Consider the following 21,451-nt stretch of genomic DNA (forward strand, 5'->3'; position numbering starts at 1 on the left):
TTTTTATGACAATAAAAGCAATATGGGCTAACTTTAGTTTTGCTTTTAATCAAGAAATGCAGATTGCTGTTCGTAGCCCGATCCTACATTGGTTAAGTTGGATATTTCCATTACTTCTATTTATATTATTAAGCGCTAACTTTTCTGAAGGAACCTTGTTAAATCTTTTTGTTTCAGTGGTTGATCATGACCATAGCCTATTATCAAATAAGTTAATTCGTAATTTAAATGCAGCGCCACATGCTGATATTAAAGCGATTGATGGCACAATCAATACTTCGTTATTACGTTTAGGCAGTGCTAAAGATTATGCTTTGCTCTACATTCCCTCTCATTTTGAAAAGGGTGTTCTTACGGGTCGGCAACCGACAGTCAGAATGTATTATAATGCCTTATTTTATGCCTCTGGCAGTTATGCCATTCAAGATTTTAGCGGGGTAATCGCTCAACTGAATGCACAATTCCGTCCAATATTAGCTTCATCAATGGGGAGTAGTATACCTCCTTTGGCCAGAGTTATTCTCTCTTATGACAGCCTGTTTAACCCTAGTGGAAACTATATCTATTATCAGCAATTTGCTGCTACTATCCATATGTTACAGTTGTTTGTTATCACTTGTACTATCTATATTATGTTGCGTGGCACGGCATTATTAACCAACAAAACATTTACCAGTGCATTATTAGGCAAATTGGCGCCTTACACCCTGTTTTTTTACCACATTATTATTAATTGAAATTGCTGCCCTCTCTTTTTTCTTTGACGCCAAAATTACCGGTAACCCATTTTACCTTTTGATGGTGGGCTTTTTTTATGTCATTGCCGCCCAGGGTGTCGGTATGTTGTTATTCGTTTTTACCAAAAGTATTTTTACTGCCTATAGTTTGATTGGCATGCTGGTTAGCCTGGCATTAGCTTTTTCCGGTTTTGCCATGCCGATAATGGCAATGGCTTGGCCCGCGCAGATTGTGGGAAATATTCAACCACTTACTCATGCATTAAATGTGATGTTTGATATTTTTTTGCGAGAGGTTTCTTTGCTACGCGTCATGCAAGTCTGTTTAATATTACTAATTTACCCTGCTATTTGTGCCTTTTTGATCCGTAATCGCCTGTTAACAAGGCTAAGAATGCAGGAGGCCTTTTGATAAAGCTATATTTGCGGACTTTTTATCGGGTATTACTTGGCATGTTGGCAAAGCCTATGTGGTTATTGTTGTTGATTTCGTTATCGATTATGAGTCTGGTTTATATTCGGCCAGTACTGTGGGATTTGCCGGTAGCAATTATTAATCAAGATCATGGTTCTGCTAGCCGCTTACTGATGAACCGATTGGATACGATACCAAAAATAAAATTACATAGTTATGATGATTTGGCCAGAGCAAGGGCTGATATGCGTGAACGGAAATTGTTTGCCATTATTCTTATTCCTATCGATTTTGAAAAGAGTTTACTCAATGGTAAAAATATTACGGTACCCGTTTATGGTGATGGTACTAATCGACTTGCCAGCGGCCAAATACAGCAAGAAATTTCCTCTGCTTATATTCAGTTGTTAAACGAATATAATACTCAACGACTAAGAAATGCAGGGTTTACTGATCAACAGGCCAGTACATTATTAACACCCATTAAAGGAATAACAGAATCTTTATTCAATCCGGGCCCGAGTTTTGCTGCGATTGTTTTTCCAGGTTTATTGGTCATGTTATTACAACACTCATTGTTAGTCGCTTGTGTGAAAGCCTATATTGACGTTCACAAAGCGGCAAACGGCAAAATTTCATCCGCTGTTTATCTGGGGGCATGGTCAGCGTTGCTACCCATTTGGTTATTCCTGTCGGCCATCTTTTTTGCACTTTGGTCTTGGGTATTGGGTTACCGACAAGAAGCACCAGTTTATCAGCTTGTGATCGCCACCTTACCATTCTTATTGGCGGTTTTAGGATTAGGTAAGTTTGTTACCGAATTTTTACGTAGTGTCGAAATGATTTATCTAACACTGGCTTTTCTAACCACGCCGGTATTTTATATTTCAGGCGCTATTTGGCCATTACAAGCAATGCCGGATTGGGTAAGAATGGTTGCTTATTCCTTACCTTCAACATGCGCAATAAAATCGATAGCGGGTATTAACCAACTTGATTTAAGTTTATCTGACGTAGGTATTGATATTTTGATGATGCTAATGTTAGGCACAATTTATGCGTTACTAGGCATATTGATCAATATGTTACGTAGTGGTGAACTGCGCCAGTTCAGCCACCATTTGCGTTGTTTATTGAAAAGAAAAAAACGTTATTAATTTTTATGGTATAAACGATAAACCGGCTGCGCGCCGCCAAAAGCCGTTACAGTTTGTATCATTAGTTAATGTTAGTGGATACTGACATTGCTGATTAGCTCTAAATTGTTCCAAAATACTGAGTGAATCTAGATTTTTAGCGGAGATCCGCACGATATCGACTAATCCGGCCATTGACGTTTGTTCATTGCCTAGATTATAGCAGTAGCCATTTTGCGTCTGGGTACCATTTAGGGTAAAGAGTAATTGGTTTTCCTGCGAAAAGACTTTTCTACCCTGGGAATATTTTTCACAACAAGTATCACAGTTATCTTTATGGCGATTTTCTGAGCGGGCAGTAAAACAGCGAGCTGACAGTGCTAGTGGTAGATGTCCATAACCAAATACTTCGACTTCAAAATTGTGGCGAAATCCTAGCTGTTCACATTGATAAAGCAGATCTTGTAACCAATCACGAGAAAGTTCAATCGGTAAGCACCAACGTATCATTCCTTGGCGATAAAGCAGGCGTAAGGTATAGGCATTGTAGCAATTGAGTCCATATCCTGCCATAAAGGGTATTTTTTGCTCAATAAGTTTATTAACGACACCGAAATCGTGCGCTTCAACTAAAAATTCACCATTGTCGACTAATTTAGCTATTTGTCGAAGCTCGGCCGCGTTTTGAAGTAAAGATAAACTAGAGATTACTACTTGTTTACCGTGTAAAGTTATTTCTTTTGCCAGTTCAAGCCAGTCTGCTGCTTGCATTTCTCGACGCTTACTACAAACCGTTTCACCAAGATAAATAATATCTGCGCTACTGTTCATCGCTTGTTGATAAAACTGAATTAATGTTTCTTTCGACTAATAATAAAGTACTGAACCTAAGGAATATTTCATTTTTCGCCTTATCTTATTGCCATTTACGATGATAAGCACCTAATGTGGTCTGTTTACCTTCAGAGAGATTTTCCAATACATTGCTCCAGTTTTGATTGGTAATGAATTTTTTAGGATTATTTTTGCAATAATCAATAGCTTGGCGCCAGATATGGGTAACGTCGCCAACATAAGTTGGGCTTCGCTGGCGGCCTTCGATTTTGACAGCGGCAATATCTGCCAGCATCAATTTTGGTAACAATTCCAGCGTATTTAGGCTAGTAGGCTCTTCTAATACATGATATTTTTTTCCATTGAGACAGTATCTTCCTTTACAAAGAGTTGGTAACTAGCATTTTCATTATTTGAATAGCAATCGATTAAAATGTTATTTAAGCGCGACTCCATACCTTGGTCGGTTTGTTGCCAGCGTACAAATCGGGCTGGAGAACAAGCCCCCACGGTATTGGGTGATTCTCCTGTCAGATAAGAAGAAAGATAACAGCGTCCCTCCGCCATGATGCAAAGGCTGCCGAAAGCAAAAACTTCCAATGCTACCGGGCTGGTTTTGGCTAACTGTTTAACTTGATGTAATGATAGAAAAGGAGGAAGCACTAGTTGTTGGACAGTGAAATTACGGTGATAAAATTCAATCGCTGCAATATTTGTCACTGAAGCTTGAACGGAAACATGACGTTCAATATGGGGATATTGATTGGACGCATATTCTAAGATAGCCAGATCAGCCAGGATCAGCGCATCAACACCGATTTGCGCAGCCATATCAACGGCGGATAGCCAGCGATTAAAACCATTGGGCTGCGCAAAGGTATTGATAGCAACATGTAATTTGCAATTATGATCATGAACGTATTTGACGGTTTGAACCAATTTTTTTTCGCTAAAATTTAAACTAGCAAAATGACGTGCATGAGTGTCATCTTTAAAACCAATATAGACTGCATCAGCGTCATTATCGACAGCTACTTTTAAGGCAGGTAGGTTGCTTGCCGGACATAATAATTCCATTGATGATCCTAGTGTATAATTAGATGTCTATCGATTGTAGTCAAGGTGTAATATGGTTGTTTTGACTTAAACCAGATTACTTTCTTTTGTGAATTGATTTTGCTAGATGAAGCATAAAATTGAACAGACTTAATCGATTGTTGGTTAAATTTTGATGTGGATTCAAGGATATTAATTAATAATTTGGCAGCATGGATGATTATCATTAATGCTTAAAAATATATCATAAAAGTGTAAGAGGAATTTGCAACGTGTTAAAAAAAATTCGCCAGCAGATTATCCAACAAGGGCCTAAATTGATGCGTTTACTATTAAAAGCTACGCCTTTTATATTAGAGCGTCAAATTCTGGAGCAATTACTAAGTTGACAATTTCAGCAGGCATTAAACGATGGCGAACTGGATTTTTTGCAGAATAAATGGCTAAGAGTTGAGGTGCAAGATGTACAACTTGTTTGGTATATTAGCCTGCAGGCAGGTAAAATCATAGTTAGTAAGGATCAACAAGCAGATGTCAGTTTTTGTAGTGATGCGAATGATTTAATTTTAATTGCCGCGCGTAAAGAAGATCCTGACACCTTATTTTTCCAACGTCGATAGCATATCGAAGGTGATACAGAGCTTGGTTTGTATGTAAAAAACCTGTTAGATGCATTTGAGTTAGAGACCATGCCGGCAATTTTACGTTTTGGTTTATTGCAATTAGCCGATTTGATTAAACTAGTACAAAATGAAAATATTGATTATAAAGAGCGTGCATTATCATGCTAATTCGAGTTGAAATTCCTATTGATGCGCCAGGTATTGATCAATTATTACGTCAAACTTTTCCCACCGATGCTGAGGCTGATTTGGTGCAGAAATTGCGTCAGGACGGTTTATTGGTATTGGGAATGGTGGCGACTGATGATAAAGGAAAAATTATTGGCTATATCGGTTTTACGTTGTAGATGTCAACGGTGATAAGGAGTGTCAATGGGTGGGGTTAGCGCCATTAGCTGTTGATAGTGCTTATCAGCGACAAGGTATTGGCGCAAAATTGGTTTGTGAGGGATCAGATAGTCTAAACGAATTTGCTTATAAAGCGGTAGTAGTGTTGGGTGATCCGGACTATTACCGTCGTTTTGGTTTTACGCAGGCTTTACCGCATCAATTAACATGTAAATGGCCTGGAATGGAGGCCTATTTTCAAGTTTATGCGTTAGATAATGGTAATTTAGCCGATTATTCAGGATTGGTTAATTTTTCATCTTATTTTGATGATTGCTAATTTGGCAAGATAACCAACCAGATCTAAAGGTTGGTCTGCGACAAGTTGTTCTTTTTGTGCTTTGGTTAATTGTTTTATTTGATATTCTAAGGACAATGCCTCTGAATGATTTGTTAGTTGGCATTGGTAGACTAATAAAAGAGGGGGTTTACCTCTTAAAGTTTTAGCACCGATGCCTAAGAGATGTTGTTGTAGGCGGCGCTCGATATCTGTGGTGATACCAGTATAAAGCACATTTTGTCCATTTCTTATTAAGTAAATTGACCAATGCTTTTTCATCATATTGGTTTGATAAAATTAGGTTTTAGTTAATTTTATATAAAAAATAAGTCAATTTTTTATACTGATTTTGTGGTGATTATGTGCCCTGTAAGGTGTGTAAACGCTATTTTAACAAAATTAAAAGAATTATTTTTTATATGCTATTCATTTTTTTGAAAGACAGCAACAAAAAAACTAATCCAAAATTTTAACGAGTGCCTATACTATGATCTATATCACAGGAATAACCAATAATATTTCTGAATGATAATAATCAATTAAGGAGTTTATGATGAAAAAATTACCAGCTGCTTTAATTTTGGTTTTAGGTGCGTCGTCATTCGGTGCAATCGCTGATGAGGCAAAACAAGTCATGCAATTTCCTGTCCAGCAGCCAATGGATGTTGTCTCTGGTTGTGGGAGAAACGCCTACTAGTGTCGTTGAGCAGTTAAAGAAGCTACCAAAAAAGGGGCAACTAGCTATTATGTAACCTTTTTAGCCTATACACAAAGTAAAGTACAAGCTAATGCCCGCATCTATGGTAACAGGTCAAGCTACTTCTCCAGCCTATAAATAATTGGTAGTATAAATTATCATCGGATGATGATAGCGCTTTAATTTTTGATAAAAACACGCTGAAGAGTTATTCTCAGCTTGTTTTTACTTAAGGATATATATTACGACTATGCTAGCTGATCAATCATCATTGGCTATTATGCAACAATATCTTTCGCGTAAGCATGTTTTTTCGCTATTTACCTCTTTTCAGTCAGATGTCTGGCCTGCCATTTGTTTTTATACCTTTAACTCCCAAACGATGTCGTTATATTTTTTGACTGAAACCAGTACTTGCCATGGGCAACTGATGCTTAAAAACCCGCTTGTGGCTGGCACTATTTGTTGTCAAAACAAAACAGTGGCCAACATACAAGGAATACAATTTACTGGTAAAGTCGATTCTCCAACCGGCAAAGAAGAAAAGCAAGCCAGGCAAGATTATAATCGACGATTTCCAGTCGCTATGGCAGCCAGTATCCCTATTTGGCAATTATCTTTACAACAGATCAAAATGGTCAATAATAAGTTAGGTTTTGGCACTAAATTGGTCTGGCATCGTGATAGTTAATTCAGTCTATGGATCACTTGATTATGACTACCTCGCCATAATAGATTGGGGTCATAGCGCGCTTGAATAAATTTACCATCAACTAATACATCAAGATAGTTAACCACGGCTCGTTGATTATTAGTTAATTGATTAAGGGTATAACCGGTCCACAACCAAATATCTTTATCTGGGCATTCGTGTTTAATGCGTTTAACTAGTTGTAAAATCGTCTCTACATTTTGTGGATGTAATGGGTCGCCGCCAGAGAGGGAAAGTCCCTGACGAACGATCCTTTGGTCTTGCAAATCAGTGATGATTTGATTTTCTATTGCTTGGGTAAACGGTTTACCCTAATCAATTTTCCAGGTGCTTTTGTTGTAACAACCTTTACATTGATGGAGACAGCCAGCGACAAAATCGGTCACATAAATTCTCACTGGGGGTACTATATAAGCTAAATCCATAGCCGGTTTCAGCTTTCCAGTGATCTGTCGCTGCACGTAGCTGCTGAATGATCTGATAGGATTTTTGTCGCAGAGTTTGATCATCAAAAACATGTTGTTGCGTACCATAAAGTGCATTGATTGTTTCATCAGGCCGATATAACCTAAAGAGATCGATGCACGACCACGTTTAAATATTTCAGCAATATTGTCTTCTGCTTGTAAACGAACGCCACAAGCACCTTCCATATAAAGAATTGGGGCGACACGCGCTTTGACATTTTCCAGTCTGGCGATACGCGTCATCAGTGCTTTTTTGGTAATTGCCAATCTGTTATCCAATATTTGGTAAAATCGTTGTTCGTCACCTTTGGCCTCAATTGCTATCCTGGGCAAGTTAATACTGATCACACCGAGATTATTACGTCCTTCATGAATAGCTTGACCTTGCTCTTCATAAATGCCCAAGAAACTGCGGCAACCCATCGGTGTTTTGAAAGAGCCGGTGACGTTTACCACCTGCTCGTAGTTAAGAATATCTGGATACATCCGTTTACTGGCACATTCAAGTGCAAGCTGTTTAATGTCGTAGTTGGGATCGTCATATTGGTGATTGATCCCCTTACGGATAGCAAAAACTAATTTTGGAAATACAGCGGTTTTACGATTTTTACCTAATCCAGCTAAACGATTTTGTAAGATAGATTTTTGGATTAATCGTGACTGTTTTGAGGTTCCTAAGCCAAACCCAAAGGTAACAAAAGGTGTTTGGCCATTTGTAGTGTGCAGTGTATTGACTTCATATTCTAGTGATTGAAAAGCGTCATAACACTCTTTTTCTGTTCTGCTCTCAGCATAGGCAAATTGGTCGGCAATTTGCCATTCTTTGGCAATTTTTAAGTGTTTTTTATAGCTCGCCTGAACAAATGGAGCCAGCATTTCATCGATACGATTAATGGTAGTACCACCATAAATATGGCTGGCCACTTGGGCTATAATTTGTGCTATGACGGCGATGGCGGTTGAAATTGATTTTGGTGGCTCAATTTCAGGATTGCCCATTTTAAAACCTTTGGTTAACATGCCTTGCAAATCGATCAGCATACAGTGAAACATTGGAAAAAATGGTGAGTAATCCAGATCATGATAGTGAATTTCACCACGTTCATGCGCCATAACGACATCACGCGGTAAAATATGTTGTTTAGCATAATGTTTAGCAACAATACCTGCTAATAAATCGCGTTGAGTTGGAATAACCTTATTGTCCTTATTCGCATTCTCATTAAGTAACGAAACATTACTTTGCTCAATTAAGCCGCGAATTTCGTGAGTAAGACGGCTACGTTGTTCTCTGGCAATGCCCCGTTCATGGCGATATTCAATGTAATTTCTGGCCAGATCTTTATAAAGACCCGCCATCAGTTGATTTTCAACTGCATCTTGAATTTCATGAATATCAACGGTTTGGCGGCTGCCTAATTGTTGTTAACTGCACAATATTGATCATCGCAAATCCCAGTGGCAGTGGCTGCACGCATGACGGCTTCTTTGATCCGATTTTTATCAAAAACGACCTGACAACCATCGCGTTTAATAACTACTGTTTTGACAATAGGCTCCTCCAATTATTATCCACAACTTAATCACAATTAATCAGGTAGCATTAAATTGTGGATAACTTGTCTATAAATTCTATATCTAGTTCTTTTAAGTATATTAAAGCACAATATATAGTATATGGAGGTTATTTCGCAGGGCTTTTATTGATCTAAAACAAAGAAGTTTGATGTTGTTTGCTTTTTAGCTAAACGTTAATAACAACAGAGAGGTTTAAGTTGCTAATTATTTAAAAATCTTTATAGAAAAAGTTTCTATAAAGATTTGGTTAAGTAAATGGTTAAATTACAAGCGTTAGCTAAGTTTGATTAGGCATAATATCAAAGTTAGGGGTTTTTATTAACGAATAGCTATCGCTTCAATTTCAATGCCAACATCTTTTGGTAAGCGAGCAACTTCGACGCAAGAACGAGCAGGATAAGGCGCATTATGTTGGTTAAAAAACGCTTCATAAGTGGCATTTACGCTCGCAAAATCATTCATATCTTTAACAAAAACGGTAGTTTTAACAATATTAGCCACACTGAGCCCCGCTTTTTCTACGATAGCCTGAATATTTTTCAGTGACTGTGTTGTTTGGGCAATTATGTCTTCAGCTATTTCACCGGTTTTCGGATCAATCGGAATTTGGCCGGATGTAATAAGCATGTTGCCAAGATCAACACCTTGCACATAAGGGCCGATAGCTGCTGGTGCATTTTCAGTTTTAATTTCGTATGACATAAGTTGTTATTTACCTTGTAGTCTAAAAGTTAATTATAAATTTACCACCACCACTATTCTAGTGGTCGACATGAATGAGAGGGTTATATAATACTGCATTACATATTATTAATTACCGCATGTCGATCAAAGGTTTTTTCACAATATTTGCATGTCAGAATGACTTCATTATGTCGCTGCTTAATGGTAAAATTGCTACTGACCGGTTCATTATTGCTAATGCAGTTACTGTTAGGACAGATCAAAACTGCATCAATTTGCTCAGGTAAGGTAATTGATAGCTTTTTTTCCACTTTATAGTCTTTAATACAGTTAACGGTGGCATGGGGAGCATACATTGCCAGTTCGTTTTCTTGTTCAGGGGTGAGAAAGGTATTTTCAATTTTAATCAGATCTTTTTTACCTAAGTGATTAGAAGGTAGATTTAAACCTATGGTAATACACTGATCAGTTTGCGTTAATTTAAACAACGAAAGTAATTTAAAACCAATTTGGGCGGGAATATGGTCGATAACGGTGCCACAGCTAATTGCTTCTACTTGTAATTTGTGGTTATTTGCCATAATTGAATGCCTCAGAAATTAATGGTTTTATTTAAGATCAGTGCTAGAAGTGCTTGTCGTGCATAAATACCATTACCGGCTTGCTGAAAATAGTAAGCATGGGATGTTTTATCAACTTCTGTAGTAATTTCGTCCATGCGTGGTAGAGGATGTAAAACTTTCATGCCAGGTTTAGCGACGGCTAATTCATGGCTGTTTAAAATGAATTGGGCTTTAACATTAGCATATTCAGAAGGATCTAAACGCTCTTTTTGCACTCGAGTTATATAGAGAATGTCCAGTTTTGGCAAGACCGCCTCTATGTTGTCATGTAAGCTATAAGTTACCCCTTTTTCTTCTAGCAGATGAAGGATATGAGCTGGCATCGATAAAGCTTCAGGTGCAATAAAATAGAGATGATTATTATCAAACTTCGATAATGCTTGGGTTAATGAATGAACGGTTCGGCCATATTTTAGGTCACCAACCATCGCAATATGCAAATTATTTAAGCTGCCTTGGCTCTCTTGAATGGTGAATAGATCGAGTAATGTCTGGGTAGGATGTTGGTTGGCGCCATCACCGGCATTGATCACCGGAATTTTTCCTGAAAATTGAGCCGCTAAACGTGATGCACCCTCTTGTGGATGACGGATAACAATGGCATCAACATATTGGCTAATAACCGATATCGTATCTGCCAAGGTTTCGCCTTTTTTACCTAACGAAGTATTATTACTGTCGGAAAAACCCACCACCGAAGCACCTAAGCGGTGAATGGCTGTTTCGAATGAAAGGCGTGTACGGGTGGAAGCTTCAAAGAAACAACTGGCAATCACTTTATGTTTTTGCAGATTCGGTTGGGGATGTTGTTTTAGTGATGTAGCAACTTCAAGTACAGTGAGTAGATCTTCACGCTTTAAATCATTAATCGAGATTATGTCTCGAAGATACAACGGATTAACCATCGTGTTGTTCCTCCTTTCTTTGTGCCATATCTAATATTGTTATGCCAAAAAAAAGCCCCTCATTGAGGGGCTTGAATAAATAGGGTTAATTGAGGAGGAAATGCAATAACTAAATAGCCCAATGGCAGCAATGCATATATTGATTTTTTTAAGCATTGGTTATGCATTTCTTCTCCCACAAAATTTTTGGCACATTATACGCCGCTCTGTCAGTATAGCAAGTGATTACAGAAAGAAAATTGAAAAAATGTTTAAAAATATAATGCATTGAATTCAGAAAAAATTTTTTGCGCGGTAACAAAACAATTGTTACTGAACCTACTGAGGAATATTTTGGCAACATTAAACCTACAATTCTTAGCTGCCAATAATCAAATGGGTGGTCTATTTTTCGTTATCTGCTAATCGAAAATCAATTTTTTTGTTGATATTCACTTAAATAATCATACCCGAGTTGATTTTTATTAAACAGAACTCGGTAATTTTACTTATTTTTTTATATTGAACTTATATTCAAATCATGATCATAAAAAATCCACATCAATCTGAATATAAATTTCTTTGTTGTAATAGTAGCTCTCCTTCGTTGGCTATGGGAGAATGCAAAAGTTACTGTCATATTAATACAGAGGGAGCGCGACATGGTTAATAAAAAAGTACTAGGAGAGCAGCACGCAGATACCCGTTTGGATGTTGAAAATGTAGCGACGGATAGCAGTGATCCTAATGTGTTTTATGAAATAGAGCAGCACCTTTCAGCTGAAGAGTTGACGTCGTTTAAAAAAGCATTATCAGAACAGCAAATTTCCACAGAAAATTTGTTACTGGAGCAAAAAGCAGTTGCAGAGCAGCGAGCAGAAACGCATTCAATCATCGAAGAATTATTGGAAGATGGTAGTGATCCGAATGCTTTGTATGAAATAGAACATCACTTTTCGGCCAAAGATTTTAAGTTATTGGAAAAAGCGGCAATAGTGGCATTTAAATTGGGTTATGAAGTGCATGATGCTGAAGAATTAGAAATTGAAGATACAGTACTGATGTGTTGTGATGTCTATCGAGATAGCGCGCTTGATGCAGAATTAATTGATAAGCAAGTCGTACAATTGATGATGTTAACTGAGAGAATTGGCATTAACTACGATGGTTGGGGTACTTTCTTTGAAGATCCTAATTATGATGATACGGAAGAAAAGGACGTTGAACCGAAGGCATTACACTAGAATCAAATTGTTAGAATAGAAAGGACAGGGATTATAAATCAGCTGATGATGCATATTGAGTTGAGTAAGTAGGGTGGTTAGAGTAAATTTGTCAGTTAACAACACTGCTACCTTATGTAGCAGTGTTGTTTCTTATTTAAAGTGAGCTAATAGTTACTTTTTGATTAGTCAGTTTTTGTTTTGCTGCTAAATGTCCCGCCAGGCGCTCACGCTCTTTTTCAACAGCAGCAGCAGGCGCTCGGCCGACAAAACTATCGTTAGCTAACTTGTTTTCAATCGCTGCTATCTCTTTGGTTAATTTATCCAGCTCTTTATCTAGCCGCGCTAGTTCGGTATCTTTATCGACTAAATCTGCCATTGGGATCAACACTTCTGCTCCATCTATCAGTTTAGTTACAGCAAGTGGTGTTGGTTGCTGTTCATCCAAAATAGTAATAGAACTAAGGCGGGCCATTGCTTGAATAAAATTCAGGTTTTCTGTAATACGCCGTTTGGTTGCATGATTAGCACCACGTAGTAGCAGATCTAATGGCTTACCGGGTGAGATATTCATTTCTGCCCGAATGTTACGTATGGCAATAATCAGTTCTTTGATCCATTCCAGATCATAACGCGCCTCTTCATCAACTTTGGCTGGTTCAAAGATTGGGAAAGGCTGTAACATGATAGTGTCTTGTCGGATGCCTTTAATCACTTTCACCCGTTGCCAAATCGTCTCGGTAATAAATGGAATAGTAGGATGTGCCAGCCGTAATAAGCTTTCCAGTATTTCAATCAAGGTATAACGTGTGGCACGAATTTCTGCCTCATTTCCTTTATGGATAGCCGGCTTAGACAGTTCTAAGTACCAATCGCAGAACTGGTTCCAGGTAAATTCATACAAAATATTGGCAGCGATATTAAAGCGATAAGTATCCAGTGCTTCACGATACAATTTTACCGTTTGGTTAAATTCTGCCATGATCCAGCGATCAGCCAGCGAAAAAGTCATTTCCCCACCATGCTGACCACAATCTAGACCTTCTGTATTCATCAGGACATAACGACTGGCATTCCAAAGTTTATTACAAAAATTGCGATAACCAGTAAGACGTTTCATATCCCAATTGATGTCTCGCCCGGTCGATGCTAATGCTGCAAGCGTAAAGCGTAAAGCGTCAGTACCATGCGCTTCGATGCCTTGCGGATATTCTTTACGGGTACGTTTAGCAATTTTTTCGGCTAATTGGGGTTGCATCATATTGCCAGTACGTTTTGTCAATAAATCTTCCAGCGAGATACCATCGATCATATCCAATGGATCGATGACATTGCCTTTGGATTTTGACATTTTTTGCCCTTCTTCATCGCGGATCAGACCTGTCATATAGACGGTTTTAAAAGGAATTTGCCCTTGGCCATTTTCATCTTTGATGAAATACATCGTCAGCATGATCATGCGGGCTATCCAGAAAAAGATAATATCAAAGCCACTAACCAACACATCCGTTGGATGGAAAGTTTTTAACGCCTCGCTATTTTCTGGCCAGCCTAATGTTGAAAAGGTCCACAGACCAGAAGAGAACCAGGTATCTAATACATCTTCATCTTGATGTAGGCTAATATGAGCGCTGAGGTTGTTCTCTCGACGAACTTCCTCTTGGTCATGTCCGACATAGACGTTATCGTCTTTATCATACCAGGCGGGTATTCTATGTCCCCACCATAATTGGCGTGAAATACACCAATCTTGAATATCCTGCATCCAGGAAAAATACATATTCTCATACTGTTTAGGAACAAACTGAATACGGCCATCTTTTACCGCCGCAATGGCTTGCTCTGCTAATGGTAGGGTACGAACATACCATTGATCTGTCAGCATGGGTTCAATAACAACACCGCCACGATCGCCATAAGGGATGGTAAGTTTATGCGGCTTTACGGCAACTAATAATCCTAATTTTTCTAATTCGCTGACCATCGCTTTACGGGCAGCAAAACGTTCTATTCCCTGATAGTTTGCAGGGATTGTTGTGGTATAAATAGTGCTAGGGTTGCCTGCGTTGTCGAATACTTCAGCTTGTTGGCGGATATGGCCATTGAAATCGAAAATATTGATCATTGGCAACTGATGACGTTTTCCCACTTCATAGTCGTTAAAATCGTGTGCTGGTGTGATCTTCACACAGCCGGTGCCTTTTTCCATATCGGCGTGTTCATCACCGACGATAGGAATACGGCGATTAACCAATGGCAGTATAATTTGTTTGCCGATTAAATCCTTATAGCGCGGATCAGCGGGATTAACTGCAACACCCGTATCACCAAGCATGGTTTCTGGTCGAGTCGTGGCAACAACCAGATAATCTTGGTCTTCGGCAGTTTTTACCCCATCAACAAGGGGATAACGTAAATGCCATATAAAACCGTTAACTTCTCGATTTTCAACTTCTAAATTGGAAATAGCGGTATGTAGCTTAGGATCCCAGTTAACTAATCGTTTGCCGCGATAAATAAGATCATCTTGATAGAGCCGAATAAATGCTTCTTTTACTGCTTTCGAGAGGCCTTCATCCATGGTAAAGCGTTCACGTTGCCAATCAACAGAGTCACCCAGTCGTCGCATTTGGTGAGAAATATTATCGCCAGACTCGGTTTTCCATTGCCAAATTTTTTCAATAAACGCTTCTCTGCCATAGTCATGACGAGTTTTATTCTCTTCTGCAGCAATTTTGCGCTCAACAACCATTTGAGTGGCGATCCCCGCGTGATCTGTGCCACTTTGCCATAGGGTATTTTTCCCTTGCATGCGCTGGTAGCGAATTAAGGTATCCATGATCGTTTGCTGAAAAGCATGCCCCATATGCAGGTTACCCGTGACATTAGGCGGCGGGATCACGATACAAAAACTCTCTTTGCTGTTATCACCGTGTGGTGCAAAATAGCCGTTTTTTTCCCAGTGTGCATATAAAGGTTGTTCAATTGCAGCTGGCTGATAAGTTTTGTCGAGTGATGGCTCAGACTGAGTTTGATTTGCGGGTTTCTTTTCCATCTTGCTTCGTTATTTATTTAAGTGATTGGAGGTGGTGCCATGATCAAATTAAAACCCATACTGCGATAAGTTTTGTATCTTTCACGTGCCAACTGTTTCAAATTTTCATCAATGGGTACAAAGTCTATCACTTCATGGAAGGCTGTGGCAAAGTTTGCAAATGTTGATTGTAGATTTATCAATATATCTCTTGCTGAGCTACCACGTTTTGTTGGCCAACAAAGCTCAACCGGCGCGCCATAGCGAGGGCCCTCTCCGGCTAAATTGTGTGGGACAAATTGATAAGGTTCTCTTTGCCAAAGTATTTCATCCAATTTTTCGGCTTGTATTTGATCCTCACAAGCAATTAAAACACGTTTACCCATCCGCCAGTTTTCTGCTGCTAGCTGACAGGCTAACCATTCATGACTTTCAAGTTCTGCTTGTGAAGATAGCTGCGCTATTAAATAGAAAGTTGCTTTTTTCATCGCATTACTATTATAGAAAAAGGGCATTGCTTACAACACCCTATTATTAAATTCACTGGTGCGATTATTCGTCACAGTTTATATAAGCACGATTTAACAGAAATTGAGCAAGTAAAGCCACCGGGCGGCCTGTTGCTCCTTTTGCTTTTCCTGATCGCCAAGCTGTTCCAGCAATATCTAAATGTGCCCAGTGATATTTAGTAGCAAAATGTTCCAGGAAACAGCCAGCGGTAATTGCACCACCAGAACGGCCACCTATATTGGCAAGATCTGCAAAATTTGATTCTAACTGCTCAGAGAACTCTTCAGCCAGAGGCAGTCGCCATGCTTTATCGCCTGCTTGTTTAGCGGCATTCAGTAATTCATGTGCTAAGGGATTATGGTTTGACATTAATCCACTATGGTGATTACCAAGTGCAATAATACAGGCTCCGGTTAAAGTTGCAACATCAATTACCACATCAGGATCAAAACGTTCTACATAAGTTAGTGTGTCACAAAGAACCAATCTTCCTTCCGCATCAGTATTAAGGACTTCTACTGTCTGCCCTGACATGGTGGTTAAAATATCACCAGGGCGATAAGCTTTACCGCTCGGCATGTTTTCACAGCCGGCCAACACTGCGGTGACGTTAATCGGCACTTTTAGTTCAGCAACAAAGCGCATAACGCCATAAACAGTTGCGGCTCCACACATATCGTATTTCATTTCATCCATGCCATCGGATGGTTTAATAGAAATCCCACCAGAGTCAAAAGTTAATCCTTTACCGACCAACACAATCGGTTTAGCCGTTGGATCGTCACTTCCTTTATATTGCATGATCGACATTAGCGATTCGTTTTGTGAGCCTTGGCCTACGGCTAAATAGGCATTCATCGCCAGTTCTTTCATCTGTTCTTCGCCGATCACTTTGGTGGTAAGATTTTCATAATCATCGGCTAATTGACGTGCTTGTGAGGCTAAATAGGCTGAATTGCAAATATTGGGCGGCATGTTAGCCAGATCTTTGGTTGACTTTATACCCAGCGCGACAGCCAGGCCGTGTTGAATAGCGCGCTCGCCATTAGGTAAATCACGGCGTGTTGGAACATTAAAGACAATTTTACGTAATGGCCGTCGTGGCTCGCTCTTATTGCTTTTAAGTTGGTTAAATACATATAATGTTTCTTTTGCAGTTTCTACTGCCTGGCGAACTTTCCAATAATTATTACGGCTTTTTACATGCAATTCAGTTAGAAAGCAGACGGCTTCCATTGAGCCGGTTTCATTCAAGGTATGAATTGTTTTTTGGATAATCTGTTTATATTGACGCTCATCGAGTTCACGTTCTTTACCGCATCCAACTAACAGAATGCGTTCAGATAATATATTAGGAATATGGTGAAGTAATAGCATTTGGCCAACTTTACCTTCCAGTTCTCCGCGGCGTAGTAAGGCACTGATATAGCCGTCACTGCTCGTATCCAGTTGTTCGGCTATAGGGGATAAGCGGCGAGGTTCAAATACCCCAACAATGATACAGGCGCTACGCTGTTTCTCTGGGCTACCGCTTTTTACACTAAACTCCATGCATTCTCCTGAATTTTAAAGACAAAGATTAATACTATCGCTAAAATTAACGAACAGTATAAATTTACCTTATGAAATAGCTGCTTTATGTTAAACTAACCGAATGGTTTACGGATAGTAATAGGTAACGATTAAGCATATTCTGTTTGGTGATCGAATAGTTAATTCTGTATTTATCATCATGATACATTGTAACCATTAAGAAAACCAAAATATTGTACGTAACTGTAACTATACGACGAAGTTAGCTATTTTGCTGCAAAAAACAAATTTTCACAGGTGTAATTAGTGTGATTATAATTCGATACTTAGTTAAGGAAACGCTGAAAAGTCAAGTTGCAATACTTTTTATCCTGATTTTAATTTTTTTTAGTCAAAAAACAATCAATACATTAAGTTCAGCGGTTCAGGGAAATATTCCTTCCGATTTAGTTTTTCCTCTTCTGGGGCTTGGAATTCCTGAAATGGCACAATTGATTTTGCCATTAAGTCTGTTTCTCGGCTTGTTAATGACCTACCGCAAACTCTATATCGATAGTGAAATTACTGTCATGCATGCCTGTGGCTTAGGTAAACGGGTATTAGTGACAGCGGCTTTAATTTTGGCATTGTTTACCGCTCTGGTTGCGGCAATAAATGTAGCCTGGATGTTACCTTGGTCGGCAAAATATCAAGAGCAAGCATTAGCCGATGCGAAAGCTAATCCTGGTTTGGCCAGTATGGTTGAGGGACAATTTAAAACCGCTAAGGATCAAAATATTGTTCTTTATATTAGTGATGTAAAAGGCAAAAATTTTACTGATGTTTTTATGGCGCAATTACGCCCGGTTAATAACCAACGTCCTTCCGTGGTGATTGCTGAAAGTGGACGTATCCGAGAGGATCAAAACGGTAATCAAATTGTGGTATTAGATAAGGGAACCCGCTATGAAGGTACAGCACTATTACGTGATTTTCGTATAACGGATTTTAAAGATTATCAGGCGATAATCGATCATAAAGAAACCGCAGTTACAGGCGATAACATCGAGCAAAAGGATATGTTGCAATTGTGGCGTGCTACAGATGCTGAATCAAAATCAGAATTTCACTGGCGCTTAACATTAGTCGTTTCGGTACTTATTATGGCCTTGATGGTTGTGCCACTAAGTGAAGTTAATCCCAGACAAGGACGAGTCTTAAGTATGTTACCTGCGATGTTGCTTTATTTAATTTTCTTTTTATTACAAAGTACCTTGCACTCTAATGCTGAGAAAGGTGAAATTGATCCCAGAATAACAATGTGGCTAGTTAATGGGGCTTTTTTGCTATTAGCTATCATATTGAATATTTGGGATACCGTTTCGATGCGTCGAATACGTGCTAAGTTCTTTAAAGGAGTCGCCTGATGTTTGGTGTATTAGATAAATATATTGGGCGTACTATTCTCTCCTCGATCCTAATGACCCTTTTTATGTTGCTTTCATTATCGGGCATTATTAAATTTGTTGAGCAATTAAGAAAAGTCGGTGATGGTGACTATACCACCTGGAGTGCCGGAATTTTTACTTTATTAACCGTTCCTAGAGATATTGAAGTATTTTTTCCGATGGCAGCACTGTTAGGCGCATTACTTGGATTAGGAACCCTGGCAACCCGTAGTGAATTGGTAGTGATGCATGCGGCTGGTTTTTCTCGCTTACAGGTTGCGATGTCAGTGATGAAGACCGCGATCCCTTTAGTGATTTTGACGATGGTTATTGGTGAATGGGTTGCGCCTGCAGCAGAGCAGTGGGCACGTAACTATCGGGCTGAAAAAATTGTCGGTCGATCGTTAATGGTGACAGATCGTGGATTATGGGCTAAAGATGGTAATAATTTTATTCATATTCAGCGCGTTATCGATCAAAATGACATAAAAGAAATTTCCATCTACCAACTTGATGCGCAGAAAAAACTGCAAGCGGTCATTTTTGCCGCTTCAGGTCGCTATAATTCTGATACTCACCAGTGGCAATTGTCACAAGTAGATAAGTCATTGATTAACAATGAAAAGGAAATTACTGGCTCTCAGAGTTTATTGATGGATTGGAAAACCAACCTAAGCCCAGAAAAATTAGGGGTAGTTTCTCTGGAACGTGATTCGTTAGCAATCAGGGGCCTGTATAAATATGTTAAATATCTTAAGGAGAGTGGGCAAGAAGCATCAGTCTATGAACTAAGCATGTGGAAGAAAATCCTGTCACCACTTTCTGTCGCTGTTATGATGTTAATGGCACTATCATTTATTTTTGGCCCGTTGCGCAGTGTCGCAATGGGGGTAAGGGTATTGATCGGTATTTCAGGGGGATTTATTTTTTATCTACTAAATGAGGGCTTTGGTAACCTAAGTTTAGTCTATGGTGTTCCTCCTCTGATAGCAGCAATGTTACCTAGTGTATTATTTCTGGGATTTAGCATTTTATTATTAATGCGACGCCAATAATTAGTTTTGACAGCATGGTTAGGTATATTTTCAATGCGCTACCATGCTGATAAAAAATTTATTTCTTATTATTTGGCTTAACCATGATCAGGGGTTTCTAGCAGTTTTTTGGCCAGATTTGCCGCAAAATCTTGTTTGGTTGGCTGGAAAGGATTGTTATTGTAATTTATGGTTAACGCGGCAGTTAAATCATTAACTCCTTCGGTTAACCGACTAAATTTACTGCCTTTTTTGCGTGAAATCACGGCAAATATACCAATACGTTGTTGTGGGATCATGGTCATATAGGTATTAAAACCCCCACCGCTACCCGTTTTTTGATAGATGCCGGGAATGCCATCGCGGGGATTCATATAAACCCATCCAAGGCCAATACCATCGGCATGTCCAGCGACGTCCATACCTTTAATATCGGTAAGCATATCGCGAGCAAAATAGATCGCTTGTTCACGTTGAGCGATTTTTTTACTTATTTGTGTATGGGTTGACAGAAATTGTTGCATCCATCTTTGCATATCAGCTGGCGTTGAATAAACCCCTCCACTACCGGCGGCAGCTAAGGTACTAATACATGGACTGGATTTATAACCGACCATTAGGCGAGAACATTGATTGGTAGTTGGTGTAAAGGTGGTATCATACATTTCGGCTGGTAAGGTGATTTTTTCGGCAAATAGTTGCTTATAAGATTTTCCTGCCGCTTTTGCCAAGGCATCGGCTAATAGATCATAAGCCAGATTAGAATAAGCAGCTTTGGTTCCTGGTAAGCATTTAATTTTTGCCTTTTTGAGCCATGTCTAACGGTTTGATTGGGTTGGCCAAACAAATACCGGCCGGCCGATTTTACCGCCAGGTTGCTCTCTTGGTAAACCACTGGTATGACTCGCTAGGTGATATAATCGAATAGGCTGTTTGCCATGATAAATAGGAATATGAGTACCGAAATAGCTGTAATTTTGTAGGGGATCAGTAATACGTAATTTTTTATCCGCTTCTAATTTGATCATGACTTCACTGGTCATTAGTTTGCTTAATGAAGCAATGCGGATCAGTGAATTAGAGCCCGGTTTTTGTCGCGCTCCGGGTGCAGTTTCACCGTAATAGCGGGCCACTATCTGATCATTATCGATGACAACGATTGCCATCCCTTGTGGATTTGTTTCAGCAAAAATTTGGCTAGCAAAACGATCAATCAAATCAGTGGTTTTTTCTGTAGCGGGTTGATGACGATTAAGAATTTCTAGTGCTGTTGGTGAAATTGATGAAGTTTTGGTTGAAGGACGCTTTGTTTCTGTTGTCGATGACGAGCAACCAGTGAGCGATAAAAATAGTGTCAAGGCTGAAAAGAATTTTAGGCAAAATAGTTGCATTCTTAATAAACCAGTATCAATAAATTTTTATAAACAATCGCCTGATAAATATTTAATTTTTCATTAATGTCTTCATCAGGCAGCAGGAAAAAATAGATTATGTTATCGATGCTAAACGTATTATATAATATAACTCTCTAATTATAGAAAAATTGTGAATATAAGCTACAAAACTATTTTCTAATG

14 protein-coding genes and 7 pseudogenes are annotated in these 21,451 nt (G+C 39.0%); 9 read left to right on the forward strand and 12 right to left on the reverse strand.

Annotation, left to right across the window (positions count from 1 at the left end):
- Positions 1-5: 5 nt before the first annotated feature.
- Positions 6-1,149: pseudogene (locus tag AC01GB_RS08895) on the forward strand (ABC transporter permease).
- A complete protein-coding gene (locus tag AC01GB_RS08900) occupies positions 1,149-2,309 on the forward strand; it encodes an ABC transporter permease (protein ID WP_474452363.1) in 1,161 nt (386 codons plus the stop codon). Before AC01GB_RS08895 ends, AC01GB_RS08900 begins: the two are co-directional and overlap by 1 nt.
- Before the next feature lie 3 nt (positions 2,310-2,312).
- Here AC01GB_RS08900 and AC01GB_RS08905 read toward each other — a convergent pair whose 3' ends face one another.
- Both AC01GB_RS08905 and ubiU read right to left on the reverse strand, forming a co-directional pair.
- A complete protein-coding gene (locus AC01GB_RS08905) occupies positions 2,313-3,140 on the reverse strand; it encodes a U32 family peptidase (RefSeq protein WP_474452364.1) in 828 nt (275 codons plus the stop codon).
- A gap of 64 nt (positions 3,141-3,204) precedes the next feature.
- Positions 3,205-4,199, reverse strand: a pseudogene (gene ubiU / locus AC01GB_RS08910) (ubiquinone anaerobic biosynthesis protein UbiU).
- Between the two features lie 251 nt (positions 4,200-4,450).
- Between ubiU and ubiT the strand changes: the two are divergent.
- Positions 4,451-4,969, forward strand: a pseudogene (gene ubiT / locus AC01GB_RS08915) (ubiquinone anaerobic biosynthesis accessory factor UbiT).
- Positions 4,963-5,468, forward strand: a pseudogene (locus AC01GB_RS08920) (GNAT family N-acetyltransferase). Before ubiT ends, AC01GB_RS08920 begins: the two co-directional pseudogenes overlap by 7 nt.
- Here AC01GB_RS08920 and AC01GB_RS08925 read toward each other — a convergent pair.
- Positions 5,445-5,750, reverse strand: a complete 306-nt coding sequence (locus AC01GB_RS08925) for a GIY-YIG nuclease family protein (RefSeq protein ID WP_474451530.1) — start codon at positions 5,748-5,750, stop codon at positions 5,445-5,447. The pseudogene AC01GB_RS08920 and the gene AC01GB_RS08925 overlap by 24 nt on opposite strands.
- A gap of 271 nt (positions 5,751-6,021) precedes the next feature.
- Between AC01GB_RS08925 and AC01GB_RS08930 the strand changes: the two genes are divergently transcribed.
- The gene (locus AC01GB_RS08930) at positions 6,022-6,165 is read left to right on the forward strand and encodes a hypothetical protein (RefSeq protein ID WP_474451531.1); all 144 of its coding nucleotides are present in this window, start codon (positions 6,022-6,024) and stop codon (positions 6,163-6,165) included.
- A gap of 250 nt (positions 6,166-6,415) precedes the next feature.
- Entirely contained in the window at positions 6,416-6,856 is a 441-nt protein-coding gene (locus AC01GB_RS08935) for a YhbP family protein (protein ID WP_474451532.1), read from the forward strand.
- Here AC01GB_RS08935 and nrdG read toward each other — a convergent pair.
- The 5 genes and pseudogenes from nrdG to pyrB all read right to left on the reverse strand — a co-directional run bounded on the left by nrdG (position 6,853) and on the right by pyrB (position 11,134).
- Positions 6,853-7,302, reverse strand: a pseudogene (gene nrdG, locus AC01GB_RS08940) (anaerobic ribonucleoside-triphosphate reductase-activating protein). The gene AC01GB_RS08935 and the pseudogene nrdG overlap by 4 nt on opposite strands.
- Positions 7,247-8,897 (reverse strand): annotated as a pseudogene (gene nrdD / locus AC01GB_RS08945) (anaerobic ribonucleoside-triphosphate reductase); the annotation flags it as partial. The pseudogenes nrdG and nrdD, both read right to left, overlap by 56 nt.
- 343 nt (positions 8,898-9,240) lie before the next feature.
- Positions 9,241-9,624, reverse strand: coding sequence for a RidA family protein (locus AC01GB_RS08950; RefSeq protein WP_310511099.1), 384 nt, complete (start codon positions 9,622-9,624; stop codon positions 9,241-9,243).
- Positions 9,625-9,722: 98 nt separating this feature from the next.
- On the reverse strand, positions 9,723-10,187 hold the full coding sequence (gene pyrI / locus AC01GB_RS08955) for an aspartate carbamoyltransferase regulatory subunit (protein ID WP_474451533.1): 465 nt from the start codon (positions 10,185-10,187) through the stop codon (positions 9,723-9,725).
- A gap of 11 nt (positions 10,188-10,198) precedes the next feature.
- Complete coding sequence (pyrB, locus tag AC01GB_RS08960) at positions 10,199-11,134, reverse strand: aspartate carbamoyltransferase (protein ID WP_474451535.1); 936 nt, start codon at positions 11,132-11,134, stop codon at positions 10,199-10,201.
- An 824-nt stretch (positions 11,135-11,958) separates the two neighbouring features.
- Here pyrB and rraB point away from each other — a divergent pair.
- Positions 11,959-12,357, forward strand: coding sequence for a ribonuclease E inhibitor RraB (gene rraB / locus AC01GB_RS08965; RefSeq protein ID WP_474452365.1), 399 nt, complete (start codon positions 11,959-11,961; stop codon positions 12,355-12,357).
- A gap of 136 nt (positions 12,358-12,493) precedes the next feature.
- Here rraB and AC01GB_RS08970 read toward each other — a convergent pair whose 3' ends face one another.
- The 3 genes from AC01GB_RS08970 to pepA all read right to left on the reverse strand — a co-directional run bounded on the left by AC01GB_RS08970 (position 12,494) and on the right by pepA (position 17,431).
- Positions 12,494-15,391 (reverse strand): valine--tRNA ligase, encoded by a 2,898-nt coding sequence (locus tag AC01GB_RS08970; RefSeq protein WP_474451536.1) that lies wholly within the window; start codon positions 15,389-15,391, stop codon positions 12,494-12,496.
- Positions 15,392-15,408: 17 nt separating this feature from the next.
- Positions 15,409-15,858, reverse strand: coding sequence for a DNA polymerase III subunit chi (locus tag AC01GB_RS08975; protein WP_474452366.1), 450 nt, complete (start codon positions 15,856-15,858; stop codon positions 15,409-15,411).
- Between the two features lie 64 nt (positions 15,859-15,922).
- The gene (pepA, locus tag AC01GB_RS08980; RefSeq protein ID WP_474451537.1) at positions 15,923-17,431 is read right to left on the reverse strand and encodes a leucyl aminopeptidase; all 1,509 of its coding nucleotides are present in this window, start codon (positions 17,429-17,431) and stop codon (positions 15,923-15,925) included.
- Between the two features lie 290 nt (positions 17,432-17,721).
- On the opposite strand from pepA, the gene lptF reads away from it, so the two are divergent.
- Together lptF and lptG are read left to right on the forward strand one after the other, a co-directional pair.
- Complete coding sequence (gene lptF, locus AC01GB_RS08985; protein ID WP_474451538.1) at positions 17,722-18,819, forward strand: LPS export ABC transporter permease LptF; 1,098 nt, start codon at positions 17,722-17,724, stop codon at positions 18,817-18,819.
- Complete coding sequence (gene lptG / locus AC01GB_RS08990) at positions 18,819-19,895, forward strand: LPS export ABC transporter permease LptG (protein ID WP_474451540.1); 1,077 nt, start codon at positions 18,819-18,821, stop codon at positions 19,893-19,895. The genes lptF and lptG overlap by 1 nt, the downstream gene beginning before the upstream one ends.
- A gap of 77 nt (positions 19,896-19,972) precedes the next feature.
- Here lptG and ampH read toward each other — a convergent pair.
- A pseudogene (ampH, locus tag AC01GB_RS08995) lies at positions 19,973-21,265 on the reverse strand (D-alanyl-D-alanine-carboxypeptidase/endopeptidase AmpH).
- Positions 21,266-21,451 lie beyond the last annotated feature (186 nt).

It is taken from the genome of Candidatus Arsenophonus phytopathogenicus, assembly GCF_056113345.1.

Coding starts and splice junctions, on each gene's coding strand:
- pyrB (WP_474451535.1), bottom strand. CDS start 11,134: ATGGTTAATCCGTTGTATCTTCGAGACATAATCTCGATTAATGATTTA.
- AC01GB_RS08935 (WP_474451532.1), top strand. CDS start 6,416: ATGCTAGCTGATCAATCATCATTGGCTATTATGCAACAATATCTTTCG.
- AC01GB_RS08925 (WP_474451530.1), bottom strand. CDS start 5,750: ATGATGAAAAAGCATTGGTCAATTTACTTAATAAGAAATGGACAAAAT.
- lptG (WP_474451540.1), top strand. CDS start 18,819: ATGTTTGGTGTATTAGATAAATATATTGGGCGTACTATTCTCTCCTCG.
- AC01GB_RS08950 (WP_310511099.1), bottom strand. CDS start 9,624: ATGTCATACGAAATTAAAACTGAAAATGCACCAGCAGCTATCGGCCCT.
- AC01GB_RS08975 (WP_474452366.1), bottom strand. CDS start 15,858: ATGAAAAAAGCAACTTTCTATTTAATAGCGCAGCTATCTTCACAAGCA.
- pyrI (WP_474451533.1), bottom strand. CDS start 10,187: ATGGCAAATAACCACAAATTACAAGTAGAAGCAATTAGCTGTGGCACC.
- AC01GB_RS08930 (WP_474451531.1), top strand. CDS start 6,022: ATGAAAAAATTACCAGCTGCTTTAATTTTGGTTTTAGGTGCGTCGTCA.
- AC01GB_RS08970 (WP_474451536.1), bottom strand. CDS start 15,391: ATGGAAAAGAAACCCGCAAATCAAACTCAGTCTGAGCCATCACTCGAC.
- pepA (WP_474451537.1), bottom strand. CDS start 17,431: ATGGAGTTTAGTGTAAAAAGCGGTAGCCCAGAGAAACAGCGTAGCGCC.